This is a genomic window from Vibrio aerogenes, assembly GCF_024346755.1.
GTDB classification, from domain to species: Bacteria; Pseudomonadota; Gammaproteobacteria; order Enterobacterales; family Vibrionaceae; genus Vibrio; species Vibrio aerogenes.
This window is the reverse complement of record NZ_AP024861.1, coordinates 1400176-1424220: the sequence shown is the minus strand read 5'-3', so window position 1 is coordinate 1424220 and position 24045 is coordinate 1400176. Positions and strand designations below refer to the sequence as shown.

General features: G+C 43.8%; 23 protein-coding genes. 14 read left to right on the top strand and 9 right to left on the bottom strand.

Annotated features, from left to right (window positions below; genetic code table 11):
- Nucleotides 1-57: 57 nt before the first annotated feature.
- Nucleotides 58-840, bottom strand: a complete 783-nt coding sequence (gene kdgR / locus OCV29_RS06440) for a DNA-binding transcriptional regulator KdgR (protein WP_073605620.1) — start codon at nt 838-840, stop codon at nt 58-60.
- A 286-nt stretch (nt 841-1126) separates the two neighbouring features.
- Between kdgR and kduD the strand changes: the two genes are divergently transcribed.
- The 12 genes from kduD (at nt 1127) to OCV29_RS06380 (ending at nt 14153) form a co-directional block, all read left to right on the top strand.
- Nucleotides 1127-1888: a 2-dehydro-3-deoxy-D-gluconate 5-dehydrogenase KduD gene (gene kduD, locus OCV29_RS06435; RefSeq protein WP_073605621.1), complete on the top strand. Its 762-nt coding sequence runs from the start codon at nt 1127-1129 to the stop codon at nt 1886-1888.
- 24 nt (nt 1889-1912) lie between these two features.
- On the top strand, nt 1913-2434 hold the full coding sequence (locus OCV29_RS06430; protein WP_073605622.1) for a YgjV family protein: 522 nt from the start codon (nt 1913-1915) through the stop codon (nt 2432-2434).
- A gap of 23 nt (nt 2435-2457) precedes the next feature.
- Nucleotides 2458-2784, top strand: a complete 327-nt coding sequence (locus tag OCV29_RS06425) for a cupin domain-containing protein (RefSeq protein ID WP_073605623.1) — start codon at nt 2458-2460, stop codon at nt 2782-2784.
- 47 nt (nt 2785-2831) lie between these two features.
- Nucleotides 2832-3473, top strand: coding sequence for an RpiB/LacA/LacB family sugar-phosphate isomerase (locus tag OCV29_RS06420; RefSeq protein ID WP_073605624.1), 642 nt, complete (start codon nt 2832-2834; stop codon nt 3471-3473).
- 160 nt (nt 3474-3633) lie between these two features.
- Nucleotides 3634-4554: an alpha/beta hydrolase gene (locus tag OCV29_RS06415; RefSeq protein WP_073605625.1), complete on the top strand. Its 921-nt coding sequence runs from the start codon at nt 3634-3636 to the stop codon at nt 4552-4554.
- Nucleotides 4555-4672: 118 nt separating this feature from the next.
- Nucleotides 4673-5599 (top strand): 2-dehydro-3-deoxygluconokinase, encoded by a 927-nt coding sequence (locus tag OCV29_RS06410; protein ID WP_073605626.1) that lies wholly within the window; start codon nt 4673-4675, stop codon nt 5597-5599.
- A 12-nt stretch (nt 5600-5611) separates the two neighbouring features.
- Entirely contained in the window at nt 5612-6235 is a 624-nt protein-coding gene (locus tag OCV29_RS06405; protein ID WP_073605627.1) for a bifunctional 4-hydroxy-2-oxoglutarate aldolase/2-dehydro-3-deoxy-phosphogluconate aldolase, read from the top strand.
- 340 nt (nt 6236-6575) lie between these two features.
- Nucleotides 6576-8345, top strand: a complete 1770-nt coding sequence (locus OCV29_RS06400) for a sodium:solute symporter family protein (RefSeq protein ID WP_073605628.1) — start codon at nt 6576-6578, stop codon at nt 8343-8345.
- A gap of 76 nt (nt 8346-8421) precedes the next feature.
- Nucleotides 8422-9588, top strand: coding sequence for an oligogalacturonate lyase family protein (locus OCV29_RS06395; protein ID WP_073605629.1), 1167 nt, complete (start codon nt 8422-8424; stop codon nt 9586-9588).
- 175 nt (nt 9589-9763) lie between these two features.
- The gene (locus OCV29_RS06390; RefSeq protein WP_073605630.1) at nt 9764-12223 is read left to right on the top strand and encodes a bifunctional diguanylate cyclase/phosphodiesterase; all 2460 of its coding nucleotides are present in this window, start codon (nt 9764-9766) and stop codon (nt 12221-12223) included.
- 24 nt (nt 12224-12247) lie between these two features.
- Nucleotides 12248-13552, top strand: coding sequence for a sugar ABC transporter substrate-binding protein (locus OCV29_RS06385; RefSeq protein ID WP_073605631.1), 1305 nt, complete (start codon nt 12248-12250; stop codon nt 13550-13552).
- 178 nt (nt 13553-13730) lie between these two features.
- Complete coding sequence (locus tag OCV29_RS06380; RefSeq protein WP_073605632.1) at nt 13731-14153, top strand: DUF3301 domain-containing protein; 423 nt, start codon at nt 13731-13733, stop codon at nt 14151-14153.
- Nucleotides 14154-14182: 29 nt separating this feature from the next.
- Here OCV29_RS06380 and OCV29_RS06375 read toward each other — a convergent pair whose 3' ends face one another.
- From OCV29_RS06375 to OCV29_RS06365, 3 genes are all read right to left on the bottom strand, one after another.
- The gene (locus tag OCV29_RS06375) at nt 14183-15976 is read right to left on the bottom strand and encodes a GtrA family protein (protein ID WP_245796975.1); all 1794 of its coding nucleotides are present in this window, start codon (nt 15974-15976) and stop codon (nt 14183-14185) included.
- Complete coding sequence (locus OCV29_RS06370; protein WP_073605634.1) at nt 15933-16904, bottom strand: glycosyltransferase family 2 protein; 972 nt, start codon at nt 16902-16904, stop codon at nt 15933-15935. Before OCV29_RS06370 ends, OCV29_RS06375 begins: the two co-directional genes overlap by 44 nt.
- 91 nt (nt 16905-16995) lie before the next feature.
- Nucleotides 16996-17958 (bottom strand): LysR family transcriptional regulator, encoded by a 963-nt coding sequence (locus OCV29_RS06365; RefSeq protein ID WP_073605635.1) that lies wholly within the window; start codon nt 17956-17958, stop codon nt 16996-16998.
- Nucleotides 17959-18140: 182 nt separating this feature from the next.
- On the opposite strand from OCV29_RS06365, the gene OCV29_RS06360 reads away from it, so the two are divergent.
- Entirely contained in the window at nt 18141-19133 is a 993-nt protein-coding gene (locus tag OCV29_RS06360) for a fumarylacetoacetate hydrolase family protein (RefSeq protein ID WP_073605636.1), read from the top strand.
- Entirely contained in the window at nt 19126-19935 is an 810-nt protein-coding gene (locus OCV29_RS06355; RefSeq protein WP_073605637.1) for a cyclase family protein, read from the top strand. The genes OCV29_RS06360 and OCV29_RS06355 overlap by 8 nt, the downstream gene beginning before the upstream one ends.
- 89 nt (nt 19936-20024) lie before the next feature.
- Here the strand turns inward: OCV29_RS06355 and OCV29_RS06350 are convergent, their stop codons facing one another.
- The 5 genes from OCV29_RS06350 to OCV29_RS06330 form a co-directional block, all read right to left on the bottom strand.
- Entirely contained in the window at nt 20025-21059 is a 1035-nt protein-coding gene (locus tag OCV29_RS06350) for a DUF2955 domain-containing protein (RefSeq protein WP_073605638.1), read from the bottom strand.
- A 21-nt stretch (nt 21060-21080) separates the two neighbouring features.
- Entirely contained in the window at nt 21081-22139 is a 1059-nt protein-coding gene (locus tag OCV29_RS06345) for an HlyD family secretion protein (RefSeq protein ID WP_073605639.1), read from the bottom strand.
- Nucleotides 22136-22609 carry a MarR family transcriptional regulator gene (locus OCV29_RS06340; RefSeq protein ID WP_073605659.1) on the bottom strand — a complete coding sequence of 158 codons (474 nt, stop codon included), beginning with the start codon at nt 22607-22609 and terminating at the stop codon, nt 22136-22138. Before OCV29_RS06340 ends, OCV29_RS06345 begins: the two co-directional genes overlap by 4 nt.
- 351 nt (nt 22610-22960) lie before the next feature.
- Nucleotides 22961-23371, bottom strand: a complete 411-nt coding sequence (locus tag OCV29_RS06335) for a hypothetical protein (RefSeq protein WP_073605640.1) — start codon at nt 23369-23371, stop codon at nt 22961-22963.
- A 74-nt stretch (nt 23372-23445) separates the two neighbouring features.
- Complete coding sequence (locus tag OCV29_RS06330; protein WP_073605641.1) at nt 23446-23934, bottom strand: LabA-like NYN domain-containing protein; 489 nt, start codon at nt 23932-23934, stop codon at nt 23446-23448.
- Nucleotides 23935-24045 lie beyond the last annotated feature (111 nt).

The window sequence follows — 24045 nt, the reverse complement described above, 5'->3', positions numbered from 1 at the left end:
TCATTTGTTTTAGTCTAAAAAAGCAGCCATATGGCTGCTCATACAGAATCAATCATGTCAAATCGGATACGCATTGAACCCAAGATTCTCAGAAATATTCCGTCCGGCTTGTTGTAACAGATCAACATAATAGTTCAGGCGTTTTTCATCGAACCGAATCGTTGGGAGTGAGATAGAAACACCAGCAATCACATTACCAAACCGATCATAAACCGGCGCAGCAATACATCTTAAACCGGGTTCCTGCTCTTCATTATCTTCGGCATAATGTTGCTTTTTCACCTGGTCAAGCTCTGCAAGCAATTGTTCCACATTCTTATGAGTGCGCTCTGTATGACTGATAAATTCAACATCAGTCAGCACTTCCCGAATGTAGTCTTCATCACGCTCAGCCAGCAATACTTTTCCAATAGCTGTACTATAAAGCGGATTTCTGCGGCCAATCCGGGATTGCATCCGCAAATTATACCCTGAATCAATCTTATGAATATAGATGATTGCATTATCATCTAATGCTCCAAGGTGCAGCGCTTCATTTGTCTGCTCAGAAATATGACGCATTTCTCTGTCTGCCAACTCAATTAAGTCTACATACTCCAGTGATTTAGCACCCAGCTCGAAAAGCTTTAATGTCAGCGAATACTTATCGGCTTCTCCCTCCTGGGAAACATAGCCAAGTGATTTCATCGTTTGCAGGAAACGATAGGTCGTCGCTTTTGACATCATCAAACGCTGAGATAACTCGGATACGCCAATTTCTCTTTGGTCGCCAAGAGCCTGTAATATGCTAAAGACTTTTAAAACCGATGAGACCGCTTCCGGTTGAGTTGGTTTTTCCATTATCGTTTGCCCCTTAATTTATAAACAGATTTTTATATCTCTCATTATTACTTTGCCTCTTATTATAGTGATTACCAGATTATGTACCAGTATTTTTAAAAAGGCTTTTCAAAAATATGAAACCGGACAAAGAAAGCGTTAAAAAAGCAGATCTTCATCATTATTTTTAAAATAGCGTTTCAAAAAAAATTGCAAATGGTTTCTTTTTGATCCAATATATTTCCACTTCAGTGATATGGCTTTCATTGGCCTCATCACGATATCAGCAACCACTAAGGAAAATTTTATGATTCTTGATTCATTCAATCTTGAAGGCAAAGTCGCTATTGTAACTGGTTGTGATACTGGCCTTGGTCAAGGTATGGCATTAGGTTTGGCAAAAGCCGGATGTGATGTTGTCGGTGTCAACATAGTCGAGCCAACAGAAACAATCGAACAAATGAAACAAATCGGGCGTAAATTCATCGACATCAGAGCAAACCTGATGAAACTGGATGACATCCCTAATATTGTTGATCGTGCTGTAACTGAATTTGGTCATGTAGACATTCTGGTAAACAATGCTGGTATTATCAGACGTAATGATGCAATTGATTTTAGCGAACAAGACTGGGATGATGTTATGAACATTAACATCAAATCAGTATTCTTTATGTCTCAGGCTGTTGCGAAACAATTTATGGCTCAGGGAACTGGTGGTAAGATCGTTAATATCGCATCCATGTTGTCATATCAGGGTGGTATTCGTGTTCCTTCATACACTGCGTCAAAAAGTGGCGTCATGGGTGTAACGCGTTTGATGGCTAACGAATGGGCAAAACATGGTATCAACGTGAATGCAATTGCACCAGGTTACATGGCAACAAACAACACTCAGGCACTTCGTGCTGATGAAGTTCGTAACAAAGAAATCCTGGATCGTATTCCTGCAGCACGTTGGGGTACACCTGAAGACCTGGCGGGTCCATGTGTGTTCTTATCTTCGTCTGCATCAGACTATATTAGCGGTTACACCATTGCTGTAGACGGCGGATGGTTAGCTCGTTAATTATTAATAAACGAATTAGAGAAGATGGATTTAGATATATCAGTTGCTCAGGCCTTAGGTTTCGTTAGTTACGGGCTAGGCATATCCACGTTTTATCAGAAGAATGATCGTCGTCTGAAAATTGTGATGCTGATTTTTAATCTAAACCATCTTCTTCATTATTTATTACTTGGTTCTGCTGTGTCTGCACTTAGTGCTGCACTTAGCGCGATACGTACAGGCAGCTCCATATTCACTTCTTCAAAATATATTGCATTTTTTTTCATGGCTGTGGGATTCGGTTTCGGTGTTTATCTTGCCGAACACTGGTGGGACTTGTGGCCAGTAATGGGGACCATGATCGGCACTTTTGCTGTATTTTGTCTTCAGGGTATTCCCATGCGAATTGCTTTTTTGACAGGAGCAATATGTTGGCTAACCAATAATATTCTGGTCGGCTCTATTGGTGGCACACTTTTAGAGGCGACTTTGATTTGTGTGAATAGTTTGACCATATATCGTTTACTGCGTGATTCAAAACAAAATATGGCAAGTCAGGCTACATAAGTTAAGTAATGTGAGAGGTTAACATGTTTGTTTATAACAACGACGTACAGCTGGAAGATCTGGGTGGTGGCGTATCACGTAAGATCATGGCGTACAGTGACAATATTATGAGTGTGGAAGTGTACTTTGAAGATGGTGCTGTTGGCGCAATGCATAACCATCCACACGAACAACTGACTTACGTATTATCTGGTGAGTTTGAGTTCACGATTGGTGAAGAAACGAAAATCGTCAAAGCGGGTGACGTGCTTTACAAAGAGCCAAATGTCATGCATGGCTGTGTATGTCTGAAGAAAGGCGTACTACTTGATAACTTTACCCCAATGCGTAAAGACTTTATTCAATCATAATTTATTTCTTTATTTATTAATGCGGCTGAGCCGCCGGAGTACTGACAATGAAAATCGCACTAATGATGGAAAACAGCCAAGCAGCAAAAAATGCGGTTGTTCTTAACGAGCTTAACACTGTAGTTCAACCTCTTGGCCACGATGTATACAACGTTGGTATGAGTGATGAAAATGATCATCACCTGACTTATATCCATCTGGGTATCATGGCCAGCTTACTACTGAACTCTAAAGCTGTTGATTTTATTGTTGCTGGTTGTGGTACTGGTCAGGGCGCAATGATGTCTTTAAACATCCACCCAGGTGTTGTTTGCGGATACTGTTTAGATCCTTCTGACGCATTCCTGTTCAACCAAATCAATAATGGTAATGCACTTTCTCTTGCATTCGCCAAAGGTTATGGCTGGGGAGCAGAGCTGAATGTTCGTTATATCTTTGAAAAAGCATTTACAACTGGCGAACGTGGTCAGGGTTATCCACTTGAGCGTGCTGAACCACAACAACGCAATGCTGGTATTCTGAATTCCGTCAAAGCAGCTGTTGTAAAAGATGACTATCTGGACACTTTACGTGCTATCGATCAAGAACTGGTTAAAACAGCTGTTTCTGGTCCTCGCTTCCAGGAAGCATTCTTCTCTAACTGTCAGGTGCCAGAAATTGCAGAATATGTGAAGTCACTGGTTGGCTGAGCTCTGGATTAGTATCCATTACGCACTATTTATCAGACTATCATTTATGCTGATGAGCCAACCTTCCGGGGTTGGCTTTTTTTCTTTCTTCGTCCTGAAATGCAGAAAATCGCCTTGCAAATCGATATATATCTGAATTGATCCGACAAAAGAGCCGTCTATGAAATCAATCATGTCTAAGCCATTCGAATCGCTTTCTCAGCTGTCAGAAAACAAAAACGTATTCAAGCTATGGAAAGAGAGCCTGCAGACTAACGCTGCGCTTTCTCCGGTATGTACCGAGAGAAGCACACAACCCGGAGTCTTTGACAGAGCGCTTTACCAGATATCGGAGCCAGAAGTCCTGATCGTTGAACCAGAGCAGAGTAATCACACCGGAATTCTGGTTATTCCAGGTGGCGGATATCAGAGAATAGCTGTAGATAAAGAAGGCCTTGAAATCGCCGAACGATTCAAACAGTGGGGCTACACTGTTTTTGTCATCAGTTACAGAATGCCGGGTGATAACCATCCACAAGGTGCCGATGTGTCTTTTATTGATGCACAACGCGCAATGCGCGTTATTCAGGCGCAACCTCAATGGCAACACATCATGCACTGGGGTGTCCTTGGCTTTTCTGCCGGGGGACATATCGCAGCAAGACTGGCGACACAAACCAATCAGACACATTTTCCACCGCAGGATCAAATCGATTTACACACCATTCACCTGAACTTTACCGCCTTGATGTACCCAGTTATCAGTATGGAACCAGACATTGCCCACACAGGCAGCCGGGATGCTTTACTGGGAAATCCGGCACAAGAAACCCTGAAAGAAAAATACTCGGTTGAAAATCTGGTTTCCGGCAAAACCCCACCTTGTTTTATTGCACATGCCATCGATGATTCATCGGTCATTGTTGAAAATAGCATGATTCTTTTACAGGCATTAAAGTCATATCAGGTTCCGGTGGAAGTTCATCTGTTTGAATCCGGGGAACATGGGTTTTGTCTGAGAACGACACCAGGCACCTCAACGCATATGTGGCCAGAGCTGTTGCACGGCTGGATTCAGCAGGTACCAGACACGCCGGTATAACCCATGATTGTGTTTACATTCACAGACTTACCATTTTAATTGAACCATTGTTTTATTTTTATTGATTTATTGTCTTCTTTTGAAGATAATACCCGCATATCAATGTAGGAGATTTTTCATGAAAATGAATCGAGTCGCTGTTATTGGCGAGTGTATGGTTGAATTGAAGAAAGATGGCGATTTATATCGACAAAATTTTGGTGGCGATACTTTAAATACCGCGCTTTACTTATCTCGCCTGACTCAATCACATGGAATCACCACAGCCTATGTTACAGGATTAGGAAAAGACCCATTCAGCAGTGAAATGCTGGCAGCCTGGCAAGAAGAAGGGATCAGTACAGACATGGTCAAACTGTCTGACTCTAAATTACCGGGCATTTACACAATTTCCACGACTCCCGATGGAGAGCGTAGTTTCAACTACTGGCGTAATGATTCAGCTGCAAGATACTGGCTTCGTGAATGTCCCGAAGCAGATCTGGTCACTCAGTTAAAACAATTCAATCTGGTTTATCTAAGTGGTATTAGTTTAGCGATTCTGCCTGAAGACTGCCGTGAAATTTTGCTCAATATTCTGACACAATGCCATGAAGATGGCGTCAAGATTGCGTTTGATAACAACTATCGCCCAACCCTGTGGGAGTCTCCTGAGTCCGCACGTCAACTGTATGAAAAGGTTCTCCGTCTGACAGACACGGCTTTTCTGACGTTTGATGATGAACAGGCATTGTATGGCGATTCAACAGAGCAGGAAGCCATTCAGAGAACTCTGGATTTCGGTGTCAGAGAAGTCGTCATCAAGCGTGGTGCTGATGAATGCTTTATTGTCACCCGGGATGATTTTGTCAGTGTCCCGGCAACGTTGGTATCCAATGTCGTCGATACCACAGCTGCAGGTGATTCATTCAGTGCCGGCTATCTGGCAAAACGGTTACTGGGTGGTACTATGTCAGAGTCTGCATCTGCAGGACATACACTTGCCGGAACGGTAATTCAGTATCCTGGTGCAGTGATTCCGCATCAGGCTATGCCAAATATTTAACTGAGGGAAACCATGAAAAGTATTAACGAGAGACTGAGTGAAATTAAAGTTGTGCCGGTGATCGCCATTAGCGATCCAGCTAAAGCTGTGAAGCTGGCAGAAGTATTATCTGAAAATGGACTGCCTTGCGCTGAAGTCACATTCCGTACAGAGCATGCTGCTCTTGCAATTAAAAATATGCGTGAAGCATATCCGGATATGTTAATTGGTGCGGGTACAGTTCTGACCACAGAGCAGGTTGACGAAGCAATCGACGCTGGTGTGGATTTCATCGTCAGTCCAGGTTTTAATCCAACCACAGTCAAATATTGTCAGCAGCGTAAAGTAACCATTGTTCCGGGTGTCAACAGCCCCAGTCTGGTAGAACAGGCAATGGAGATGGGACTCAGAACACTGAAATTTTTCCCTGCTGAGCCATCTGGTGGTGCAGCCATGCTGAAAGCAATGACGGCTGTCTATCCGGTTAAGTTTATGCCAACTGGTGGTGTTAACCCTAAAAATGTCAAAGACTATCTTGCTATTCCTTCCGTACTTGCCTGTGGCGGAACATGGATGGTACCCAACCAGCTTATTGAAGATGGTAACTGGGAAGAACTGGCTCAGCTTGTCCGGGAAGTGGCTTCCGTTATTTCTTAATTAAATGACAAGATTTCGTTTAATCTTTTGGCCATTGATATGGCTATGTTAGTCCCGTTAGATTGTCCATTTAGTCCATGTATCAATTCTGATCCATGGACTTTTTTTGATTGTAAGGTATTGAATATATTATATATTAAACTGTATAGTCAGACCTGTACTATCCAATCCTGTTCATTCCGCTCTCCTGAATTTCCGGCACCCGCTTTTTAAAGTGACTCATATCACAAATATTGAGTAAAGTAATAAAAATGAACCGATGTTTTGATTTTTATCTCGATCAAAATGCAAATATAAATTTATAATTCACTTAAATTAAAACATCGTTTCGAGGTTCAATATGACATATGACTATCTTGTCATTGCAGGGTACTTTATCCTGATGGTGGCAATCAGCTTGTTGTTTAAAAAAATGGCGAGTTCAAGTACAAGTGACTATTTCCGTGGCGGAGGTAAAATGCTTTGGTGGATGGTCGGTGCCACAGCATTTATGACCCAGTTCTCAGCATGGACATTTACAGGGGCTGCCGGTAAAGCCTTCAGTTCTGGCTTTGAAATTCTGGGCGTATTCGTCGGTAACATGGTTGCTTATGGATTTGCATTCTTCTACTTCTCTCGTCGTTTCCGCCAAATGCGTGTAGATACACCGACAGAAGCGGTAAAACGTCGTTTTGGACACACAAACGAGCAGTTTTTCACTTGGGTCATTATTCCTTTAAGTGTGTTGAATGCCGGTGTCTGGTTAAACGGTCTGGGTGTATTTGCTTCAGCGGTGTTTAAAGCTGACATCAACATGACTATCTATATCACTGGTGCCGCAGTATTGCTTGTCTCTTTAATCAGTGGTGCATGGGGTGTGGTTGCATCTGACTTCATCCAGTCACTCATTGTTGCTGTTATTTCTGTAGCATGTGCCATTGTTGCTTTAGTTGCTGTCGGTGGTCCGGGAGAAATCCTGACGAAGTTCCCTGGTGGATTTATCGTTGGTCCGGATATGAACTACCCTATTCTGATTGTCGGTTCATTCCTGTTCTTCATTGTAAAACAGCTGCAAAGTATCAATAACATGCAGGAATCTTATCGCTTCCTGAATGCAAAAGATTCAAAAAATGCTTCAAAAGCAGCACTGCTTGCTTTAGGTATGATGTTTGTTGGTGCAATGATTTGGTTTATCCCGCCATGGGCAATCCGCATCATGGACCCGGATGCAGCACATGCCTATGCCGATCTGGGTAAAAAAGCAGGCGATGCCGTTTATCTTGTGTTTGCCCGTGATTACATGCCTGTCGGTACAGTCGGTCTGCTGATGGCAGGTCTGTTTGCTGCAACAATGTCATCTATGGACTCAGCACTGAACCGTAACTCCGGTATCTTTGTCCGTAGTTTCTACGCACCAATCATGCGTAAAGGTAAAGCAACAGACAAAGAACAGCTTCGCATGGGTATGATCGCCAGTATCATCAACGGTATTCTGGTTATCCTTTGTGCACAATTCTACGTTTCACTGAAAGGTCTGAGCTTGTTTGACCTGATGATGCAGGTTGCAACATTACTTCAGTCTCCAATTCTGGTCCCTCTGTTCCTTGCGATTCTGATCCGCAAAACACCAAAATGGGCACCATGGGCAACAGTTGTATTCGGTCTGTTTGTTTCCCTGCTTGTAGTGAAAGTATTCACACCTGATGTTGTTGGCGGATGGTTTGGTATGGAAAACCTGACTGGTCGTGAAGCCGGGGATCTGAAAATCATGACAACAATCGGTGCTCACCTGATTCTGACGGCTGGATTCTTCTGTCTGACAACACTGTTCTACAAAGAAGAAAACGACCCATATATCGAACAAACCCGTGAGTTCTTTAAAGATGTGGATACTGAGTGTATTGCGGACGATGGTCAGGATGTTGTTGACCGGATGCAACGTAATAAACTGGGTACTCTGGTAACCTATATGTCATTTGGTATGCTACTGATGGTATTGATTCCAAACCCATTATGGGGCCGGATTTTGTTCTTCTGTTGTGCTGCTGCAGTATTCCTGGTTGGATTTGCACTCAAACGCAGTGCTGGTACAGGTGAGATCAATGCAACAACGGCTCATGCATCCCGCTAGTACATCACATACGATAGATTGACTTATATGACTGCCGGTAATTATTACTGGCAGTCAGCTTAAAGGAGACTTACTTATGGCTAAAGGTGATTCAGTTCAGTTAGCTTTTGAAACGTTCATTGACAGCGACACTCAGGTAAAAGTAACACGTTTAACGCCAACTGATGTTATCTGTCACCGTAACTACTTCTATCAAAAGTGCTTCACTAATGATGGTAAGAAATTATTGTTCGCGGGTGACTTTGATGGCAACCGTAACTACTACCTTGTTGATCTGGAGACACAAAAAGCAGTTCAGTTAACTGAAGGTGCTGGTGACAACACATTCGGTGGCTTTATTTCAAATGATGATCAGTCATTTTTCTACGTTAAAAATGAACTCAACCTGATGAAAGTCGACCTGAACACGCTGGAAGAAAATGTGATTTACACCGTTGATGACGAGTGGAAAGGTTATGGTACCTGGGTAGCAAACACAGAATGTACCAAACTTGTTGGGATCGAAATTCTGAAAAGCTGCTGGAAGCCATTAACAGACTGGCAAAAATTCCACGATTTCTATCATACCAACCCAACCTGTCGTTTAATTAAAGTGGACATCCAAACAGGTGAGCTGGAAGTTGTCCATCAAAAAGATGAATGGCTGGGCCACCCGATCTATCGTCCGTTTGATGATTCAACCATTGGATTCTGTCATGAAGGCCCACACGATTTGGTTGATGCCAGAATGTGGCTGGTCAATGAAGACGGTTCGAATGTACGGAAAATCAAGGAACATGCGCCGGGTGAATCATGCACACACGAATTCTGGATTCCGGATGGCAGCGGAATGGCTTATGTGTCTTACTTTAAAGGCCAGTCAGAACGTGTGATTTACAAGGCAGATCCAGTCACCCTTGAAAATGAAAAAGTCATGTCTATGCCACCTTGTTCTCACCTGATGAGTAACCATGACGGTAGCCTGATGGTAGGTGATGGCTGTGACAGTCCGGTTGACGTCGCTGATGACTCTGGTTACAGCATCGAGAATGATCCGTTCCTGTATATTCTCAACACAAAAACAAAAACTGCGGCAAAACTGGCAAAACATAATACTTCATGGGAAGTATTAGATGGTGACAGACAAATCACTCACCCTCACCCATCATTCACACCCAATGATACCGGTGTATTGTTTACCAGTGACTTTGAAGGGGTTCCGGCACTTTATATTGCTGATGTACCTGAAGCATTGCGCTCGTAAAATATCCGCTTTGATGAGTCAACCTCAGCCAGACAGGCTGAGGTTTTTTTTCAAAAAATACTCAATAATCAAGAAGAAAAGTCGTTCACATCATAAATTTTGTCATCAATAAAGATAAGATGCATTCACATCGCCTATATTAAATATCAAGGCGACTGGAGTATGCTCAGGGACGATGTTCAAACTTAATAATCAAAAACTTATTAATCTCATCCGATATACACCCGTGGTCGTTGTATGTCTGTTCATTGCTATCACTCACATTGTCCTGATTCAGGACAACCGGGATAAAGCAGCTTTTACTCTTAAAACTCTCAAAGAATCACTGCTTACTCAGCAGCAGGATATCATTCGTGAGCAGGTCTATCAGGTTTCAAAGCAACTCAGAATTATCCGCTCCAAAACAGACAATCATTTCAATGAAGAAGTCAGAAAACAGGTCAATAACGTCTATCACTTCATCCGGAATCTTTATGCTCAACATGCAGAAAAGCCCGAAGCAGAAATAAAGAAAATTATTTTAAATGCACTAAATCCCTTGTTTTTCTTCCACTCACAAGAGCAACTATTCATTTTAGATCAACAGGGAAATAACCTGATCAAATCCAACCTTCCCTCCGCATCATCAGACCGGTGGCTTAAAGCACATCAGGTTTCCTTGCCTGATACAGTCAGCCAGTCATTGGAAAAACCGCAGGAACACCTTTGGCAAAACACGGATAAAACCGTCACTTATACCATGGATTTTCCGGCATTTCACTGGACACTCGGGATCACAAAATACAAAACGAATGCATTTGAGCAGATGAAGTCCGAAATGCTTGAATGGTTTTCTAATTATGAGTATGGCGAAGGCGGATACTTCTTTGTGTTGAGTCAGTCAGGTACATTGCTCGCACACCATTACAATGATTTTTTTGGTCTGGATTTAAAGGTCGGCAATCATATTGGGCAGACGCTGCTCTCCGGGATACTCAAACAAACCAGCCATGGCGGAGGATACGTCCGCTATCAAAAACCACTGACAATCAGTGGCAAAACAACCTTAGAACAAATCATTTATGTCAAAGAAGTGAAAGGATGGGACTGGATTATAGGCACGGGTTTCTATTCAAAACGCTTTGAAAATGATTTGTCTGAAAAAGAAGCGCAACTTATCCGCTACAATCATCAGGGATTATTGAAACTATCGCTGATTGCTATCATTTCGACAATCTTGTTAATTTTGCTTTCAGCTTATGTCAGCCACCTGATTGCCAGACGTTTTAACCAGTTTCAACAACGCATTATCGACGATGTAAATCATCTGGAGCAGACCAAAAATCAGATGGAATATATGGCACATCACGATGCTCTGACCGGGTTACCTAACCGTATACTGATGATCAAAAAAATCAACCAAAGCATCAGATTAGCCAGAAAACATCATCGACATGTCGCTGTGATGTTTGTTGATCTGGACAATTTTAAAAATGTTAATGATCTCTACGGACACACTTTAGGTGATCAACTGCTTAAGGTGCTGGGCCATAAATTTAAGGCTATCATGGATGAAAAAGGCTTTGTGTCCCGCTTTGGAGGTGATGAGTTCATCTTTTGTTTCCCGGACCTGAACAACAAGACGGAAGCAAAAGCTAAGATAAAAATAATCCGGCAAACGCTTGAAACACCAGTAAATATTGAAGGGAAAACACTCTCTGTTGGCTGTAGCATCGGAATTACCATGTACCCCTCAGATAGTGCTGATGCCGAAACTTTAATCTCCAAAGCAGATGCGGCCTTATATAAATCCAAGTCTCATAAGAAAGGAGAAGCTTCATTTTATGATCAGTCTATCAGTGAGCAAATCCAGTTTGATTTAACGATAGAAAATGACCTTCAGCATGCCCTGAAAAAACAACAAGTTTATATTCTCTATCAGCCTCAAATCAATACAACGACGGGGCAAATCGTTGGTGTTGAAGCCCTTGCCCGCTGGAATCATGAAACTTTAGGTCCGGTTCCACCAGCAAAATTTATTGCCACTGCAGAAAAAACAGGACTGATATATGAGCTTGGACTGTTTGTATTTAAACAAGCGTGTCAAGACCTCTGCCATCTTTCAATTCAGGACGAGGCTATCAAACTTTCTGTAAATATTTCGCCAAAACAGCTCATCAACCCTAAATTACCTAATCATCTGCTTACTATTTGCTCTGAAACAGCAATGGCGCCCCAACGTATCATTTTGGAAATCACAGAGAATGTGCTGATAGACAGGCTTGATGAAGTCATGCCTCAACTCGGTCAACTCAGAGAACTGGGATTTGGGATTTCACTCGACGATTTCGGAACCGGTTATTCCTCTCTGAATTATCTTCATCATCTGCCGTTGACCGAAATAAAAATCGATCGGTCATTCATTCATAATTTACTGGAAAGTTCACAGAGTGAAATGTTGGTAAAGATGATCATTCGCATCGGTAAATTCTGCAATATGTCTGTCGTCGCTGAAGGTGTCGAAACTGAAGCTCAGTTCAACAAACTGGCCGCACATCATTGCGACTTAGTTCAGGGGTTTTACTTCAGCCCTGCAATAGACATTGATCAGTTACTCATTCAATACGATATATCTCCGGATACTCAGCTCGGTTAACATTCAGATTACGGAGAAGCAGACATGTTATCATCACATTCAGAAAAACGCTGGTTCGGACACACAATACTTATCCTTTTGAGTTACCTTCCTGCACAGGTTTTCGGTAAAAATCCAACAGAAATCACCTTGTGGCGCCATCTGGCAGGAGAAGCCGAAATGATGGCGTATGAGGCTGCGATTGAACGGTTTAACCAGTCCCAGAACCAATGGAAAATTGTCTCTGACTATATCTATGAAGCTGCATACACTCAATCGATCAATGCCGCTGCCAAAGCAAAAATTTTGCCCTGTATTATCGATGTGGATCAGCCGCTGATTCCGAACTTTGCCTGGCAAGGTTTTTTACAACCTTTAGATCAGTTTATAGAGAGTGATGTTCTGGATAAGATTACGCCATCAGGTAAAGGATATTATCGTGGCAGACTCTATTCAGCCGGCCAGTTTGAAGCGGTCCTGTCTTTATTTACCAGAAAGTCATTACTGAAAGCAATCAAAGCCCGTTTCCCCACGATTGAGCACCCCTGGGACAAAGATGAATTCATGCAGGTGATGGATAAAATCAAAGCCACCGGCAGGTATGATTACCCACTGGATATCAAGGCCAATGACCTGACAGAGTGGATTCCATACGCCTGGGCTCCGTGGATGCTATCCTGGGGAGCCGACCTGATTAACAGAAATAATTATTACGAAGTGGATGGCATTCTCAATTCAGAAAAAGCAGTTGAATTTGGTCAGTGGATTCATTCATTGGTCCGGGAAAAATACATCAATCCAAAACCCAATGACAAACATGGGTTTCTCTACGGGCGTGTTGCTATTCAGTATAATGGTTCATGGGCATTGAACGAATACAGTAAAGCGCTGGGTAAAGATCTGGCAATTTTGCCGGTACCTGACTTTGGTGCCGGCCCCATGATTGGTGCAGGTTCATGGCAATGGGGAATTACGACATCATGCCCGTATCCTGACGCTGCAAAGGCATTTATCAATTTTTTATTGTCCGACAAAGAAATCGCGGCAATTTCTGAGGCGACCTCAATGATACCGACATCTGCAGCAGCAGCGGCTTTAACAAAAAATTACTCCGCGTCAGGACAATGGCACTTTTTATTCAGCGTATCAGACAAATTATCTAAATATCGCCCGGCTACGCCTGCTTATCCGGTTATTTCATCCAGTTATAAAAAAGCCATCAGTGATATTCTGCAAGGGCTGGATCCACAAACCGCATTTGATTTAGCCGTTGAAAATATTGAAGCAGCAATTGAGCGTCACCAATATTACAGCTCACGGGAACAAAGGAATAAAAACGGATATGAATAAGACAATATACTCTGGCAACGGCAGGATGCTGGTTTTCATATCTGTTGACCTTCATTCCATATCAACCAGAACGCATGAAGAAAACAATGTGATCCTGCTATCATTCTTTAGTTTCAGGACTTCCACGAGAAGGATGGGCGCTCTACTGTCATCCTGATATCAGTCAGAAAGGAAAGTTATGTTTGTCAATTTAATTATGATTCTGGTCACTGCATTCGGATGCTTTCTGTTTTGGCGGCACAGGCAACAGGTTGAATTTGCCCGATCAGCGATTGAGAAAAAATGCAGTCAGCTGAACTTACAGTTAGTCAGTGTCTCTTTTCAACACAAAATTCATTCCGGTAAAAAACGCTGGCTCATTTATAAGCGTTATTACTTTGAGTTTTCATCACAGGGTGATGACTGCTATCAGGGCTATCTGGATATGGCTGGCCGGTCAGTCCTTAAATTTCATTTGCCGGTTTACCGGGAAACCTCTGCGTTCCCGGAGTCAGAGGAAGAACCGGTTTATGATGCCGTGTTTGAAGAAAAAGAAGGCAGTTCAAATGTCATTGATATGGCATCCCGGCGACACCAGTATCAACAACATTCACGCCACTAATTCCTGAGCGGTTTGCATACCATAATGATTTACCTGATGGACAGATAAATGGTCTGATCTTTAATCCGGATATCAGCTTCTCCCCGGATTACGGTATGTTTTACTTTATTCACAACAATATCAGCTTTTTGCCAGCCATACTGATAAAGATAAGGCTGAATGTAATGAGAGCGAAGATAAGAAATATTTTTAAACGCTTTCGACTGTGTCAAATCATAAAAATACTGACTACTTGCAGTCTCATCCAGGCTTAAAACGACCTGGTGAAACCGGTCTGACTGCTTCAGATATCCCTGTGGGTCTCCGGCTTCCAACATACCGGCAACCAGAATACGTTTATCATTATAACCCGTGTTATAAATGTGCATCTGCCAGGAAAACGGTATAAAAAGTAACAGAATCAGGCAGAGTCTTTCCCATTGATGAGAGACAAGCAGTGTCATCATCAGCATCCCCGCGGGCAATGTGACACCTGAGCGGAGCGGAACTTTCACGCCTAATGCAATCACACTGGCATACAGCGAAAAAATAACCAATAAAACTATCAGGGTATATCTGGTCTGTTTTATCAATGCCCGGCAAAAAACAAAGGCAACCGGAATAAAAAATAATGGGCTTAACCTGGCCAGATAAAGTGCATTGCGCTCAAAATTACCGGCACTTTTTATCATATTTGCCAGTAATGAGTTCAAATCTGTGGTTGGTGTTGATTTACGCCACCGGGCAAATTCGATCCACCGGGGGTCACCATGAGCGATGAGTGTATAAAGATATACACTCCCCTGAGCCACAAGGTATCCCAGCACATAACCAAGAATCCAGACAATCAGAAATTTCGTCAGACTCCGGTAGCTCTCCTGACTCAGCTGGTGAATAAATAATAACGGCATCAAAAAATAGAATGCAGGATAAGAAGCGAAAAACAGGATCCCGGAGACAATAAATAATACAGACCGGCTGTATTTATCTTTCAGACATGCAAATACAGCCAACAGAAAAGTCCCGGGCAAGAGCGTCATCGGCCACTTAAATAACATGGTAAAGTAAGGAATGTTAACCATTGCCAGACAAAAACAAAATGCCAGCCAGGGAGGCTGCTTCATTCCGGCGGCTATCTGATAACCAAAAATACCCACAAAAGCTGAACAAAGTGAAACAGCGATGACTTGGGGAACCTGACGTAATCCATCGAACAATAAGAAGTTGATCCACCGGCCTTCCGAAGTGAATTTACCGACATAATGTTCCATATAAGGTAATGCATCATGTGCGACATTTTCGAGCATAGACTCACGGATATTAAGCACCGTGACCACAAAAACAGCGCACATGACCAAGAGTTGAATAATGAAAGGACCGCTGACCGGTTTATCATCATGTTTCCATGTATGCCACCAGTGCATGAATGACATTTGACGGGTAAAAACCATCTTGTATCCCCCAAAATTGATCAACATTGATACACCTGTTGCAATCACCTGAGCAACATACACCGGCAAATAAAGCAGCTGAACCTGCAGATGTAATGCCACGACGGAGCAGCCAAGTGCTGCCATATTGACTAAAATAAATCCCGGTAGTTGCCCTCTCTGAGCGGTGGCCTGAAACACAAAGTTTCTGTTCAGAAAGAAACTCATCATCATGCCTGCCAGATATGAGATGACAGAAGCTGAAATATAGTTCGGGAACAGCCAGTACAACAGAATAAACACCAGATACGAAAATAATGTATTCATGACGCCCGCAATCAAAAAACGTACCTTCCGTCCGGAGATGAATTCAGTCAGCTGATTCAGCTGAGACAACATGTTCTGTTGATTCACTGGCTTTACTCTTCTTAAGAATATACAGAGGCCGTCCTTTCGATTCATTATAAATCCGGGCCACGTACTCGCCTAAAATACCGACGGAAATCAGCTGAATGCCCCCCATAAATAACACAGACACCACCACAGAAGTCCAGCCTGAAACCCACTGATTAGTAAACAAGCGGATGTAGACAGAATACATCAGCATTAAAAAAGCAACCCCTGAACTGAGAAAGCCCAGTGCAATAGAAAGTTTGAGTGGTTTAACCGAAAAAGACAAAATACCATCCAGTGCAAACCTGAGCATTTTAACCAGAGGGTATTTCGATTCACCGGCAAGTCTGGGAGAACGTTCATATAAGACGGACGTCTGATTAAAGCCAATCCAGCTTACCATCCCGCGGATAAACCGCGCTTTCTCAGGCATTGCAATTAACTGATCGACCACTTGTCGGTCCATCAGGCGAAAGTCACCTGTATCCAGCGGAATCGGCACCTCCGACATCCGGTTCAGCAACCGGTAAAACCAGCGGGCAGATATACGCTTAAATAAGGACTCCCCTGCACGCTGAATTCTTGTACCGTACACAACATCATATCCGGATTCCCATTTTTCAAGCATCTGCTCGATCACTTCAGGCGGGTCCTGCAAATCTGCATCGATTAAAACAATTGCATCTCCGGTGCTGGCATCAATACCAGCAGTCACAGCCTGCTGATGTCCAAAATTACGTGAAAAAGAAAGGATGCGGACAGCTTGGTACTGATGACTATATTTATTCAGTTTTTCCTCAGTATCGTCACTGCTGCCATCATTTACAAAAATCAGCTCATATGAATACTGACTGACCCTGCGGCAAAACGACATGAGTTCCTTTACTGTGTAATCAATGACTTCACTTTCATTAAAACAAGGAATCACAATTGATATTTTTTTCACCATCACACCCTCACTTTCTATGAACTCAGGAGGATAACAAGGCAATGTAAAGTTCAGAACAAAATCAAGTTAAATATCCGGCCTTTTCAGCCCTTCAGGATAATCCATCAACATCGGCGGATATTGAACCCGGTCCCGGTTCTGGCTGGTGATGAGCAGCCCCGGATTCCGCAATGCAAATCCGCCGGAACCAGTGATGTGCCGGATCAACGTCGAGAACATGATTCCACTGTATGTATTCACTCAACTCAGGAATCTTCTTCGGCACTTCCAATAACTTCAGCGGCATTGCCTGTACATACAGATTGGCTAAACGCCGGGGCATCACAGCAACCCGGTTTGTGCCAATCAGGAGGTAGGGTAAAGCATTAAAATGACTGGTGGAGACTTCAACCCGGCGATGGGAAGAGATCTGTTGAATAAATGTTTCATCAAAGCTCGGTGCCCTTTCTTCCCCCAGATTTACAGATAAATGCCCTAACTTCATGTAGGTTTCCATATCCATTGTATCTTTGACTAACGGATTATCCCGCCATACAACACAACAATAAGAATCATTAAACAACCACTGGCGGGGATGATGACCTGACATAAAAATATCTGGCTGAATCAGAAAATCGATATCACTCCGGGTTAATACATCCTGATAAAGTTTGACAGACGGTAGCAGGTCAAATGTCATGTTCGGCGCCAAAGCATGCACTTTACGCAGTAACGGGCCAACTAAAACCGAAACAGCATAGTCTGATGCCATGATTTTAAAATGCCGGGTTGATGTCGCGGGTTCAAATTCGCCGACATTCACGATATTCGACTGGATATCCAGCAAGATCCGTTTGAGAGGAATTTCCAAAGCGTGAGCCATAGGCGTCAATCTCATTTTACGCCCGCTTTGCACCAGCAGATCATCCTCAAAATAATTGCGCAGTCTTGCCAGCAGGCCGCTGGCAGCAGACTGGCTGACATTCAGTCTCCCGGCTGCTCTGGTGACATTTTTTTCTGTCAGTATCGCATCCAGAGCCACCAGCAGATTCAAATCTAAATGATGAAAGCGCATAACCTACCTTTAATCAGAGGTATCAGAAAAGGATGATACCTCATATCGTCAATCTCGATTTTTTATCTCTGTAGCAGCTGCTTATTATCACACATGATACCCGTTTGAATACAGTCAGATCACCGGATTGACACACCTCCTCCAGTCAATGCCGGTCTCTGAACTGTTGACAGGAGAAAAAGATGAAATTCGCAACATTAAATAATGGGGCACGAGATGGCCAGTTAGTGTTAGTTTCCAGAGATCTGACCCAACAAACCAGGCTCGATCATGTCGCACCAACGATGCAATATCTGCTGGAAAACTGGTCAGACATAGCACCGGAACTGGAAATTCTATATCAACAGCTCTGCAGAAAAGAGATTGAAACATCTTCCGTATTTGAACCGGCAAAAGCGATGGCTCCACTGCCAAGGGCTTATCAGTGGTGCGATGGCTCAGCTTTTCTCAATCATGGTGTTTTACTGCAAAAAGCATTCAACCTGCCACCCCAGGAGAACTACTATACGGTTCCGCTCATGTATCAGGGTGCCTCAGACGCATTTATAGGACCTGAAGAACCTGTTTATCTGCCCGGTGAAAGTCATGATATTGACTTTGAGGGAGAGTTTGCGGTGTTCCTTGATGAAGTCCCGATGGGTTGTGATGCTGAAAAAGCCTTATCAGCGATCCGTTTAATCGGCCTTGTGAATGATGTCAGTCTGAGAAAGTACATCGGGCAGGAGATGCAAAGTGGTTTTGGTTTTATGCATGCAAAGCCTTCCTCCAGTTTCGCTCCGGTGGTCGTTACCCCTGATGAGCTGGGAGATGCATGGAAAGATGGTAAAGTCTGCCTGCCACTTCATATTGAATGGAACAAGCAATGGTTTGGTGATGCAAACGGCTCGGAAATGGACTTTAACTTTGGCAGGTTGATTGCGCACGCAGCATTTAACCGGACACTCAGTGCGGGAACCATTATCGGTTCAGGTACTGTTTCAAATATTGACTCACTGAAAGGTTCTTCCTGCATCGCAGAACGAAGAGCACTCGATATGCTGGAATTTGGTGAAATTAAAACCGGATTTATGCGTTTCGGCGATCACATCAGGATGGAAGCATTCAATCAGAGCGGTGAAAGTCTTTTTGGTGCAATTAATCAAACCATTCAACAGGGAGGACCGAACCATGAGTAAGCCTGTTGAGACAATTCCGTCACCCAAGCGAAGAATTGTCGATTTATCGGTAAGCTTAAGCAACAACCCTTATACCGATCCCCCACCACTCTTACCAAAAATCAAATACTCCGATCACCAACAGGGCTTATCGGGTCTGTTAAGCATATTTCCCGGGCTGGAGGCTGATGATCTGCCCGGTCAGGAAGGCTGGGCGGCAGAAGATATGCAGCTGACAACACATAGCGGCACACATATGGATGCACCGTGGCATTATGCTTCAACATCCGGAGGAGAACCAGCCTGGGGTATCGACGAAATGCCTTTGGATTGGTGTTTTCAGGATGGCGTCAAACTTGATTTCCGGCACCTGCCGGATGGATATGTTGTGACAGCACAAGATATTCAGAATGAACTGGACAGAATCCGCTACCAGCTGAAACCGCTGGACATAGTGCTGGTCAATACCAGTGCCGGCGCTTTATATGGTCAACCGGGATATCTCGATTCAGGCGTCGGTATTGGCAGAGAGGGTACCCTCTTTTTGCTGGAACAAGGCATCAGGATTGTCGGTACAGATGCCTGGAGCTGGGATGCACCTTTCAGCTATACCAGGAAAAGATTTTCCAAAGACAAAAACCCGGATATTGTCTGGGAAGGACATAAAGCTGGCCGCGATATACCTTATGGGCAGATGGAGAAACTGTCTAACCTCGATAGCCTGCCCTCTTACGGTTTTATGGTGTCGTGTTTTCCGTACAAAATTGAAAAAGCATCTGCCGGATTTGTCAGAGCTGTCGCTATTTTTTATGATCATAACTGATTGAGACTGAACAGAACATCCCAATGAAAAATGGCATACATACGCCCGGATTTCAGGGGTCATGTATGCCTTATGGGTTTAAGGCACAGTTACTCCCCGTAGTGCGTCACCTCAAATGAATTCAGCAGACGGTGCACAACAAAAATAACGGCCAGAGAGGCAACTATAGCGAACAGAATACTGCTTATCCGGTATAACGCACTGAACATCAGATCTGAATTCGGTGTCAGATACTGACCAAATAAAATCCCCATTGTAGTCAACCCGCCGAATCCAACCCCCGAACCTGCGCCTTCCTTGATGTGAAGATATGAAAACAACATCGCGCCAATAAATAAAACCAAAATAATCAGGACAAAATCCCCGGAACGATCATACAAAATAAATTGAGCAAGCAAACCATAACCCACCCCCAGTAAAACGCCCATCGCACGTTTTTGCGCATATCCCAGCGCACCATTCCAGTTCATTCTGAATAACAACAGGACGGTTGTTGACTGAGCAGACATCGAATCACTGAGATTGAACACCTGAAAAACAACAAATGAAACCGTCGCCACCAGACTACCAAGTAACACTTCATGACGAACCCGGTGTGTTCCTTTTGGTTCTGCCGTTCTGGGTAAAGGCGCTCTGGGTTCAGCATCCGGTATAAGCCAGTACATCAGATATGCAATCGCAACCCCGACAAGATTTGCTGTAAAATTCGTCACAATATAACCAGAAACATCCGTCACCTGATAGCTGGCAAAATTCAGCATAATATTTAACGACAGCATACAGTTGACACCGAAGAAGAATAGCGGGCCTTTTGCCATACAATAAAATTTACTCATGAACAAAATGAAAACAACAATTGTCATAGCCCCCGGATGGCCGCCCAATAAGCCTCCAACCAGCCCGATTTCAAGCCCGGTGACCACACCCGATGCCAATAATTGCCTGACGGCATGCCCACTTAAAACAGGCACCAGACCGAGCAACATCACAGGCATGATGACAAAGAACACACCGAAGCTGAAATTAAAAAATTTACAAAAAATAAAACCCAGCGTCGCCCCCGCAGCAACACGCAGGCACTGGCGCAAGTCATTTTCACTGAACGGATGATCCCACAGACGCATACCAAACTCTCCTGTGGTTCACTAATAGATATAGTGCAACAAGCTGAGAAAATAGATCTGCCCTCTGGCAAGCCATGTCAATAACTGATTATCCGGAACCAGCTGAACGGTAGCGCGGGAACCAGCAGCAAGATGTTGAACCAAAGGATTATCAAGCCGGATATGAACCCGCAAACGTTGTGCATCCCGAACCCATCGGTTTGACGTTGTCGGTGTTGCCAGAGAACCATTTGCATCAAACTGACCACTGCTCACGCCTGCATCAACATCACCAATGACCCCCGGATAAACCTTCCCCGGCTCACCATCAAAAGTTACCAGTGCTTTGCTGTTGGCCGGGAAGTTTCGCAAGCTCTTTTCCCTGAAATCAGCGATCACATCAAAATGAGTATCCACCAGAGCAATCACCGGACTACCTGCTTTTGCCATTGAGCCATTCTTCAGCTGCAGATTGGTCACGACACCATCATGTTTTGCCCTGACCCGGGTATAAGACAGATTCAGCCGGGCCTGTTGCAGGCGATTTTTTGCCACGCGGATTTGAATATTTTCCGTCTTATCTTCTCCCCGGCGGACAACCAGTTCCTTCAGCCGGGCTTGTGCTGCTTCCAGATTTGCCTGAGCAACCGTCGCGGCACTAACCGCATCATCCTGCTCTTTCTGCGACACACTCTTATGCGCAAACAGTCTTTTCATTCGCTTCGCTTCCCGCTGTTTTTGCCGGGCTGAAGCCAGCAATGCTTTCACATCCGACTCTGAGGCTTCAATCTGGACATTCAGCTGCTGAAAATCCTGAATGGCTTTGTCCAGATTCAGTTGCGCCTGCTCAACCGCAAGCTGATATTGGGCCGGGTCAAGTTCAAATAAGATATCCCCCTGATGTACAGTCTGATTATTCCGGACATTCACCTGTATAATCTGGCCATCAAGTCTCGGTGCAACTTTGGTGACAATCCGTGTGGCCATCGATTGCGGCGTTAATGGAACTGCCATATCTGCAAAAATGAAATAAACAAATAAAATCGCAAAAACCGCACAGGTATACTTCACCCAGCGCGCAAACTTCTGGTCGGGTGTCATTCACTCTTTCCTTCTTCTTTACCTAAATAAACAAGTGCATTGTGTTCTATTTTTTCCAGTGTCACTCTCAGCTGGTGCAGTGCTTCTTCATCAATGTCAGCCAAAAGGTGACGCCGGATTCGCAAGACTTTTGCCTCAATCGTTTTCATGACCTCTTTCCCCTGATCTGTCAGGGAAATAATCCGGGCCCGCTTATCTTCCTCATTACAGTGGCGTTCAATCAATCCCTGATTTTCCAGTTGATTTAACGTTCTCATCAGTGAACCCAACTCAATCCCCAAAGATTGGGCCAGTGTTTTCTGACTCACGTTATCCCCAAGCTGCATCAGCTTCCACAATGCGGTCCAACGGCTATAAGTCAGTTCTGAAGAGGAGAGATCCCGGTCGGCAACTGCACGCCATAAAAGGGTCGTTCTCCGCAGTTGCTCAACAGGTGAGATGTTTTTCAGATTTTTTGTATCGTCCACAATCAATTCGCCTTTTACTTAGCCTGCTAAGCAATTTAACTTACTTAGCAGGCTAAGTAAATATTTATTGCGCTTCATCACAAAAAAATATCATTCTGCCGAGCCTTTTGTGGTTAGGGTCTGTTGTTTCGGTAGGTATGGATATAAGGGATTATGCGACAGCGACAGCCACATCAGCAGCCACCGACTTCTCGTCATCATATAAACGCTTTCGTTTACATAAAATGCATGTCTGAAAGATGAAATAGTGATAAAAATGACAAAGACAAACAAAGCAGCCCGAAGTGCTGCTTTGTTGTTGAATGAAAAGCTGACAGGGGAATCATGCCAGCTCAGATGTCGCTTGAGCAACCATCAAGCATTTGATGAAAGCACCGCTTTTAGCTTCAAAACCTGTTGTTCAAATAATGCACTATCTTGTCGCGAATATGATCGGGCAATATTGACCCACTGCAAACCCGTTTCATCCACATGCATAAACTCAATTTGCAGCGCATAACGGGCAAGCCTGAACACAGCAAATACGAAACCAATGATCGTCAGACATGCCACCAGGATTTGCCACCATAAAGGCACCTGCTCCAATAATGGTGTCGCCAGCCAGACCGCACCGGAAAAGATAAAAATCCAAAATAACAACTGGACAATATTATCGAAAAAGCCCAGTTTTTTTACCCGTATGTCATGAATTCTGGCTAAAGGATATACATCCTTTCTGAAACAGAAATTATCTGGCTGTAACTGAAAATCAATTTCCTGATACATGTTCTTTCCTCTTTCTTATTCTGGCAGCTTAGATACTCTCACAATGATCAATATAAAAAACCGGGATAGATGACTCAGCTTCCCCGGCCTCCCATCAGTAATGAATCATCAACAGGGATAAACTCGCTGGCTTCTCTGAGTAAGGAAACGGCTGTCAGACCCGGGACCCCATACACCTCAACATGCCTGCCATATTTTATCCGCAGTTTATTTGCCAGCAGGTCAAAATCGCCATCCCCTGAGACCAAAACTATCACATCGGCCTGCGCTGCATATTCAAGTGCATCGATTGTCAGCCCCACATCCCAGTCACCCTTTGCTGAGCCATCGGCTCGCTGGATAAAAGGTTTCAGCCGGACATCAAAACCAATCGCTCTGAGGATATTCTGAAACTCATGTTGCTTTTGGTCACCCCGGTCGATCGCATAAGCAATCGCTTTAACGACTTCTCTGTCTTTCGTCACCCGGGCCCAAAACTTGTTGTAATCAAAATTACGTTGATAGGCCTGACGGGCTGTATAATAAACATTCTGGACATCAACAAAAATTGCGACGGTTTCCATGCATCTGTTATCCTGAGCTGTATTGAATTTTTCTCTGCATTTTATACCACAAACTACCCGCTCATTCTCTTGCCTTATCTCCGGGAGCGCCTGACTTTTTGACAACCAGGG